Here is a 7,506-nt window from a genome sequence, read left to right on the forward strand (position 1 = left end):
CGGGTCAGCGAGAGCTGCCGGTCTGCCGCGTAGCGGCCGAGCAGCATCAGTGCCCGGATCACCAGCGGCCGGCCCGAATCGGTCAGGTTCAGCAGGACCAGCGGCTCGACGTTTCTGGCCAGCATCCGAAAGTGCTGGTCCGACTCGGTTTGCTCCATCTCCTGCAGCAGCTTTTCAAGGTCCTTAACTTCGTGCTGGATTTCAACCGCTTGCGGGGCCGATTGTCCTTCGTCGGCGGTCGGTTCGTTCTCTTCAAGCTCCTGGCGAAGGTCTTCGCGTTCTTTTTTCTGCATCAGTATGACGGAGAGATCGATCTCATTGATCCAGATGGTCGATACGCAGGCCTCCTGAAGCAGGGCCGGGGCGCCTCCGAGTTGCTGGATTTCCACGGGTTCCCTCGACAGGCTGCGGGCGAATTCACGCAGGTCCCGCGAGGACAGGTCGGGGAGGACCAGCAGGGTGCGGACATGGCGGGCGAACAGCTGGGTAGCGAAACTTTTCAAAACCAGGTTGCGGGAACTCAAGGGGGTGTCGTCGACCTGGAAACCCTCTTTGCGGACGGAGAAGACCACCGCCTCGCGGCCGATCAGCAACGGGGCAAATTTGAGCAGCGTCTGCTCGACGGCTGTCTTGAGGGCCGGGTGGTTCGCGGGGTAGAAACGAGTTGCCTTCAACAGGACGTCAAGTCCCCGCAGGGCTGTTTCAAGGTATTCCGATGTAAGAGTTCTGCTGGCCACCGTCTGGTTTACTCCTGCTGATGGGTTGATCACGGCCATACCTTCTCAGCATAGTATTTTGCGGCCAGATTGTAAATGCTTTCAACGCTTTTTAATCAGGGCTGAAATGGCCTTGAATTCCGGGCTGCGGCTGTGGCGGAGCATTTGAAACAGGGCCATTTGCACGGTAGTTACCGTCGCACCGGCCAGGCTGGCGTTGTGCAGTGCCGTCATGTAGTCGGTTTTGTTCTGGGAACAGACCGCATCCCGGACCAGATGTACCGGGTAGTCGTGCCCGAGCAGGTCGAGCAGGGTCTGGAACACGCAGACGTGCGATTCCATGCCGACCAGCAGTACCTGCCTCGCGTCCAGCCTTTTCAGGGCTTCGAGGAAGCCCGCCTCACCGCAGCAGCTGAACGTGGTCTTTTCGACCAGTTCGCCGTTCGCCGCTGGCGCCAGTTCGGGGATGGTATGCCCCAGCCCGGCCGGGTACTGTTCGGTGGTAATGACCGGCAGCTTCAGGATCGCCGCGGCATCGAGCAGAATGCGGATGTTCCTGGTCGTCTTGGTGAGAATTTCAGGGGGCATGGCCGGGATCATCCGCTCCTGGACATCCACCACCACCAGCACCGTCCCTTCCCGTTCGAGCCAGAGCTGCTTGCGTTGGTCGGTCATGTCTATTTCTCCTCTTCGGTGAGATCCTCGACGATGCAGAAGGCACTGTCGTGGACGCCGTGGTCGGTGGCCAGGTACATCCCCTCGAGCACCTGGTGGAAATGCTTGGTGACGAGCTTGCGTTTCAGCTTCAGGGTCGGGGTAACCTCTTCTGTGGAAAAATCCGCCGACAGCAGGGTGAAGCGTTTGATCCTCTGGAACGGCGGGAGATTGTCCTGCAGTCGATTGAGGCGGTCGCGGATCAGTTCGAGGCTGGCGGGATGGTTGACAAGGTCGCAGGCGTCGAGAAAATCGATTTTCAGGCTGCGCGCGTGTTTTTCGAGATTTTCCAGGTTCGGCACCAGCAGGGCGGTGAGGTAGGCTTTGCGGTCGCCGTAGACCATGGCGTTGGCGATGAATTTGTCGCCCTTGAGCAGGTTTTCCAGCAGCTGAGGGGAAATGTTTTCGCCGCCGGCGGTGACAATCAGATCTTTTTTCCGGTCGGTGATGGAGAGGTAGCCGTCCTGGTCGAGTTCGCCGATGTCGCCGGTTTTAAACCATCCGTCGACGAAAGCCTCGGTGGTTTCTTCCGGGCGGTTCCAGTAGCCCTGGAAGACCCCCGGGCCCTGAACCAGGATCTCGCCGTCTTCGGCGAGACGCACGGTCGTGCCGGGAATTATCGGCCCCACCGTCCCCGGGCGCAGGTGTCCAGGGTAGTTGGCGGCGATGACCGGCGCCGTTTCGGTCAGGCCGTAGCCTTCATAAATGGGGATGCCGGCCGCCAGGAAAAATTCAGCGATCTCCTTGCTCAAGGGGGCTCCGCCGGAAACGAAGAACCGCAGCCGGCCGCCCAGGTGTGCCCTGAGCTTGGAAAAGATCGTTTTTTTTGCCAGGTCGGCCAGTAGTTTCGGCAGCGCTTGCGGGCGCTGCCCGGCCAGTTCCTGCTTAACCACCGAGCGGCAGACTTTGAGGGCGCCGAAAAAAATCTGTTTGCGCAGCCAGGGGCCGGAAAGGACCCGCTCCATGATCCGGGCGTACATCTTTTCGTACAGGCGCGGCACGCTGATGGCGATGGTCGGACGAATTTCGGCGAGATTGGCCGGAATGGTATCGAAGCTTTCGGCGTAGGCGATGACCGTGCCGCAGTGGAGCATCAGGTAGTAACCGGCCATGCGCTCAAAGACATGGGACAGCGGCAGAAAGGAGAGGCATTCGTCCTGCTCGTCGAGCTTGAACAGTTCGACGCAGGCGCGGATGTTGGACAGGAAGTTGCCGTGGGTCAGCATGACACCTTTGGGCGGTCCGGTGGTGCCGGAGGTGTAGACCAGGCTGGCCAGATCCTCGGGCCGGGTTTCGGCAAGCAGTGGCTCGAGAGCGGCGGAATCGATCTTTTCGGCACCGGCGAGAAAGTTTTTCCGGTCGAGGATGCCCGGATCGTCCGTCTGCCCTTCGAGCAGGACAACGTGCTGAAGGTGGGGCATGCTCTGGCGGTGCTTCTGAATCTGGCCGGCTAGCAGCGGCGAGTGAAGGAAGAGTACCTGGCATTGGGAGTCTTCGACGATGTGGCGGATGGCAGATAGGCCGGTAGTGTGATAGACCGGGACTGACACGGCGCCGCAGGTCATGGCGCCGACGTCGGCATATAGCCAGTCGGGGCCGTTGGGGGCCATGATGGCGACCCGGTGACCCCGCTCGACGCCGAGGGCCAGCAGGCCGCGGGCAAAGCGGCGGACGGTTTCATCGAGGCGGTCCCAGGCAACATCCTGATACTTGCCCTGGCGTTTATGGCGCAGCGCGGTATGCTGGTTCAGTCGTCGGGCCTGGGCCAGGATCATGCGGGGCAGAGTGTCATTCATAAGGCCTCCGATCGAAAAAGCACTCGTTCAGAACGGATAACTGCTGATATGATAGGCTGAGCGCTCCGGGGTCGGTTTCCGGGACGCGGTCATGCGTTTTGTTTGGGAGGATACGATGGTTCTTGGGGTTACCGGCGGCATCGCCACCGGCAAAAGCAGCGTTGCCCGGATGTTTGGTGCCCTCGGCGCGGTGGTGGTGAGCGCCGACGAATTGGCTCGCGAGGTGGTCCTTCCCGGCGCACCCGCCCTGAGCAGACTGGTTGAGCGTTTTGGGCCACCGGTGCTGTTGAAGGACGGCACGCTGAATCGCAAGGCGCTGGCCGAAATTATTTTCGCCGATCCGCAGGCGCGGACCGATCTCAACGCCATCATGCACCCCGCCATTGCCCTTTTGGCCGAGCAGCGGCTGCGGGAGCTGGCCCGGGAGCCGCGCCTGATCATCTACGAAGCGCCGCTGCTGTTTGAGGCCGGTGCCGAAGGGCGGGTGGATGCCGTGCTGGTGGTCACCGCCGCCGAACGGCAGCAGGTGCGTCGCCTGATGGAGAGGGACGAAATTGGCGAACCCGCTGCCCGGGCCCGGATCGCTGCCCAGATGCCGCTGGCGGAAAAAGTCCGTCGGGCCGATTATGTTGTCGACAACTCGGGCACCCTGCCGCAGGCCGAGGCCCAGGTCAGGGAGCTTTTTTTTCGTCTGCAGTCCCACTCGTCCGCTCCTGTTCCAGTTCCCTGAAAAACATCAGCATCTGATCGACTGTTTCCTGCCAGCGGGGATTTTCCCGGGTGGCCAATACATGCGAAACTTCGGGGCCGAACTGATGCAGCCGTTTGTTTCGGCTGCCCAACCGGTGAAACAGGTCGTGGGCGCTGGCAGCATCGACCGTCTGGTCCCCCCTGGCGCTGAAAATCAGCGTCGGTGCCGAGATTCGGTCGAGGCTGCGGCGGATGCGCCGGATCAGGCGGTAAATCTGGTAGACCCCGTTGAGGGGGCGCTCCCTGTAATAGTGGGCGGCCAGTGCTTCGGACACGTCCCTGTGCTGGTAACGCTTGAAAAAGCGCAACACTCCGACCAGCGGGGCCAGGCGGTGGCGCAGGCGGAGAAACGGTGAAAGTAGGGTCAGCCCGGCGACCGGCCGTTGTTCGGCCAGGGCCAGCAGCAGCAGGGCGCCGGTGCTCATGCCGACCCCGTAAACCCGGTGCTGGCGGTCGGCAAGGAGTTGGTAGCCCCTGTTGACCTCCTGCAGCCATTCTTCGCAGCGGCGGTCGGCAAGATCGGCAGGAGTCGTTCCGTGGCCCGGCAGGCAGATCCCCAGCGCCAGGAAGCCGGCGTCGGCCAGGGCTGTTCCGAAGGAACGCATTTCCCACGGGGTTGCGGTAAAGCCGTGAACGAGCAGCACCGCCGCGTGTGCCGCCTGCTGCGGTTCAAACAGGAACGGCTGGTTTTCCGGATTGTCGCTCAACGAAAATTCGCGTGGAAGGCAAGTCGACATATGTCCGTCTGTTTGTTGGGGCGCCATGTTTTTCAGCGAGCAAACCGTCACGCGAACCCCTCGTGGAGCCTGTCTTATTGTACGGATTTATTGAGGAAATCTGGGTTAAATTGTAGCATCGCGGAGAGCGGTGTCAATGTTGCGGGAGGGGGCATGAAAAACGCCCCCGAAGTTTCGGGGGCGTTGGGAGCAGTTACTTGTGGAACCCGAGCCGGGTCGAGAGGTCTTCGCCGGCCTTGATGACCAGCGGCACCAGTTCTTTTTCGATCCGCTCGTCGCTGAATCGCATCGAGGGTCCGGAAACGCTCACCGCGCCGACGATGCGGCGGGTGTAGTCGCGAATCGGTGCGGCAACGCAGCGGACGCCGAGATCCATCTCTTCGTTGTCGATGGCGTAGCCCTTGTCGGCGATGACGGCCAGCTCCTTCATCAGGGCATCACGATCGGTGATCGTGGTCGAGGTGAACCCTTTCAGTTCCTTGCTGGGGAGCAGGGTGAGGATTTCTTCTTCGGTCATGTGCGACAGGTGGACCTTGCCAGAAGCCGTGCAGTGGGCCGGCAGGCGGGAGCCGACCCGGGAGACGACACGCACGGTCAGGTCGGTTTCGACCACGTCGAGGTAGACCACGTGCCCTTCCTTGAAAATGGCGACATAGGAGGTTTCGTTGCAGTCGCCGACCAGGCCTTCGAGGATCGGCTTGGCCTGGCGCAGCAGCCCCATCTGCTTGATGAAGGTCTGCCCCAGTTCCAGGGATTTCAGGCCAAGCCGGTAGTTTTCCGTGGCCTTGTTCTGCTCGATGTAGCCGCGGGATTCCAGCGTGGCCAGCAGCCTGAAAACATTGTTCTTGTGCAGCTTCAGGCGCTTGCTGAGCTCCGTGACACCCAGTTCGTCAACCTCGCCGTGAAACTGCTCAAGCAGATCAAGGGCATGGGAGACTGCCTGGATGATATATTCTGATTTCTCTTTTTTTGCCATTAGGAACTTCCCCTCTCCAGATATGATTCAGAGCAAAAGTCTCCCCATCTTATGAATTTCGCCAGCCATGTCAAGCATTATGGAAAATATTGCGAAATCTGTTTCCGGGGGACGGTCACAAGACCCCGTGCCCTGAGCATTTTCCGGTGGAATTGTTGTTGGTCTCAAATATAAAATAGTGTTCTATAGTTGTCAATGCTATTCGTCGGATTATCCTCAATCTTGAGGCCGGAACTGCGGCCTCGGTTGACAGATTAAAAAGGTTGGGCTACGCTGATGCCATTGTCCGTTTCCGGAGGCTGACTCATGTTGAACCTGAGTAAAAAAATACTGGTGGCGATCGACGGTTCACCCCAGTCCGACAAGGCTGCCGAGGAGGCGGTGCGGTTAGCCAAGGCCTCGGGTACCCGCTTCAAAAGCAAAGTTTATGCCATCCTTGTGCTTCCCGGGTCGCGGGCTCCCTCGTTTACCGACTTTTTCCCCGCATTGCCGGCGACAGAACGCCCTGACTGGGAAGAAAAACGCAAGCGTATCTTCTACGTGGTCGAAAAGGCGGCGGCTGAAGCCGATATCCCGTTGCATGTCGAGGTCGTATATGGTGATGCCGCCGAGGAGATCACGGCTTTTGCCGAACAGGAGGAAGTCGATGTCATCGTCATCGGGTCCTCGGGTACCGGCAGGGTCAAGCGGGCATTTCTCGGCAGCGTTTCTACCAAGGTTTCTCTGCATGCCCGCTGTTCAGTCTATATTGTCCGCTGAATCTTCCCGCAACGTATCTTTTTGACCCGCCTTTTCTGTGTCGTCCTTTCCCCTCCCGCGTCATTTGGGTTGCTCGAACCGGGTTTCCTGCTGAAGATAGGCAAAGATTTCCAGCATGCTCTCTCGGATGCCTTCCTCGTGGTCTGGAAATTCATGGGGCGAAAGCTCCAGCGTCAGGGTCTTGTTGTAACCGGTTTCCCTCAGGTGATTGAGAAAACGGGTCAGCGGCAGAATGCCGTGCCCCGGCAGCAGATGCTCACGGCCATAGCCGAAATCGGAAAAGTGGATGTTGCGCATTCGCCCGGTATTGTAGAACAGGTGGAAGTCATGCAGAAAGTTGGCTTTCGACGAGCCCATGTGGGCGGTGTCGAAGGTCATGAACAGGTTGTGCTCTTCCATGAACTGGATCATTCTCGAGGTCAGTCCGAGCAGGTAGGGGTTGACCCCGAAAGGCCCGGTGCTGGGCATGTTCTCGATGGTGATCAGCACCTGGTCGCGACCGATTTCCTGCTGGCAGTCCTTGATTCGATTGAGCCATTTCCAGAATTTAAACTCGCAGCCAAGCCAGGATGGCGGATGAAAGTTAATCAGCGGGATGCCAGATTCAAGGGCCAGTTCGGCGGTTCGAATGGTCTGCTGAATCTTGTTGCCCCAGCCGTCCAGATCCATAAATGGCGCATGCAGCGATGCGATCGGCAGAATTTGGGCGAGTTCCTTGAGCAGGGCGAGGTTGTCCTGGTACTGGAAATCATAATTGATGATGACCTCGACACCTGCAAACCCGGTATCTCTGGCGATCTCAAAAACTTTTTCCAGCGGAAGAGTGTAAAGACTTCCTGCCGACAGGGACAACTTCATTTTTTTAACCAGATAAATAGAACGCAGTTATGTTTACGCCTCGATCGGGGTGGCGCTGTTGCCAGCCAACGGGACGCCGCAACGTGCCTGCAATCAGTCACGGATCATCAGGGGCCGTGAACCTCTTCGGCCAGGAACCGGCGGATATCATCCGGCGGCGGCGTCAGCAGGGAGACGGTGATCATCACCAGGATCACCAG

At 59.4% G+C, this 7,506-nt stretch carries 8 protein-coding genes; 2 read left to right on the forward strand and 6 right to left on the reverse strand.

The features are described from left to right. The 3 genes from ABYV89_RS12515 to ABYV89_RS12525 form a co-directional block, all read right to left on the reverse strand. Positions 1-737: hypothetical protein (locus ABYV89_RS12515; protein WP_432823290.1), on the reverse strand; the 737-nt coding region annotated here is incomplete at its 3' end. A gap of 81 nt (positions 738-818) precedes the next feature. Then, positions 819-1,391 carry an isochorismatase family protein gene (locus ABYV89_RS12520; protein WP_432823291.1) on the reverse strand — a complete coding sequence of 191 codons (573 nt, stop codon included), beginning with the start codon at positions 1,389-1,391 and terminating at the stop codon, positions 819-821. Between the two features lie 2 nt (positions 1,392-1,393). Further along, positions 1,394-3,226: an AMP-dependent synthetase/ligase gene (locus ABYV89_RS12525; RefSeq protein WP_432823292.1), complete on the reverse strand. Its 1,833-nt coding sequence runs from the start codon at positions 3,224-3,226 to the stop codon at positions 1,394-1,396. Positions 3,227-3,341: 115 nt separating this feature from the next. Here ABYV89_RS12525 and coaE point away from each other — a divergent pair, with 115 nt between their 5' ends. Then, positions 3,342-3,956: a dephospho-CoA kinase gene (gene coaE / locus ABYV89_RS12530; protein ID WP_432823293.1), complete on the forward strand. Its 615-nt coding sequence runs from the start codon at positions 3,342-3,344 to the stop codon at positions 3,954-3,956. Here coaE and ABYV89_RS12535 read toward each other — a convergent pair. Continuing rightward, complete coding sequence (locus ABYV89_RS12535) at positions 3,898-4,683, reverse strand: alpha/beta hydrolase (RefSeq protein WP_432823294.1); 786 nt, start codon at positions 4,681-4,683, stop codon at positions 3,898-3,900. The genes coaE and ABYV89_RS12535 overlap by 59 nt on opposite strands. A gap of 223 nt (positions 4,684-4,906) precedes the next feature. Continuing rightward, positions 4,907-5,689 carry an IclR family transcriptional regulator gene (locus ABYV89_RS12540; RefSeq protein ID WP_432823295.1) on the reverse strand — a complete coding sequence of 261 codons (783 nt, stop codon included), beginning with the start codon at positions 5,687-5,689 and terminating at the stop codon, positions 4,907-4,909. 306 nt (positions 5,690-5,995) lie between these two features. Here ABYV89_RS12540 and ABYV89_RS12545 point away from each other — a divergent pair, with 306 nt between their 5' ends. After that, a complete protein-coding gene (locus tag ABYV89_RS12545) occupies positions 5,996-6,448 on the forward strand; it encodes a universal stress protein (protein ID WP_432823296.1) in 453 nt (150 codons plus the stop codon). Between the two features lie 60 nt (positions 6,449-6,508). Here ABYV89_RS12545 and ABYV89_RS12550 read toward each other — a convergent pair whose 3' ends face one another. After that, the gene (locus tag ABYV89_RS12550; protein ID WP_432823297.1) at positions 6,509-7,306 is read right to left on the reverse strand and encodes a sugar phosphate isomerase/epimerase family protein; all 798 of its coding nucleotides are present in this window, start codon (positions 7,304-7,306) and stop codon (positions 6,509-6,511) included. Positions 7,307-7,506: the final 200 nt, after the last annotated feature.

Origin of the sequence: Trichloromonas sp. (assembly GCF_041583255.1) — a bacterium.
Lineage (GTDB): Bacteria > Desulfobacterota > Desulfuromonadia > Desulfuromonadales > Trichloromonadaceae > Trichloromonas.

Coding starts and splice junctions, on each gene's coding strand:
- ABYV89_RS12520 (WP_432823291.1), bottom strand. CDS start 1,391: ATGACCGACCAACGCAAGCAGCTCTGGCTCGAACGGGAAGGGACGGTG.
- ABYV89_RS12525 (WP_432823292.1), bottom strand. CDS start 3,226: ATGAATGACACTCTGCCCCGCATGATCCTGGCCCAGGCCCGACGACTG.
- coaE (WP_432823293.1), top strand. CDS start 3,342: ATGGTTCTTGGGGTTACCGGCGGCATCGCCACCGGCAAAAGCAGCGTT.
- ABYV89_RS12540 (WP_432823295.1), bottom strand. CDS start 5,689: ATGGCAAAAAAAGAGAAATCAGAATATATCATCCAGGCAGTCTCCCAT.
- ABYV89_RS12545 (WP_432823296.1), top strand. CDS start 5,996: ATGTTGAACCTGAGTAAAAAAATACTGGTGGCGATCGACGGTTCACCC.
- ABYV89_RS12550 (WP_432823297.1), bottom strand. CDS start 7,306: ATGAAGTTGTCCCTGTCGGCAGGAAGTCTTTACACTCTTCCGCTGGAA.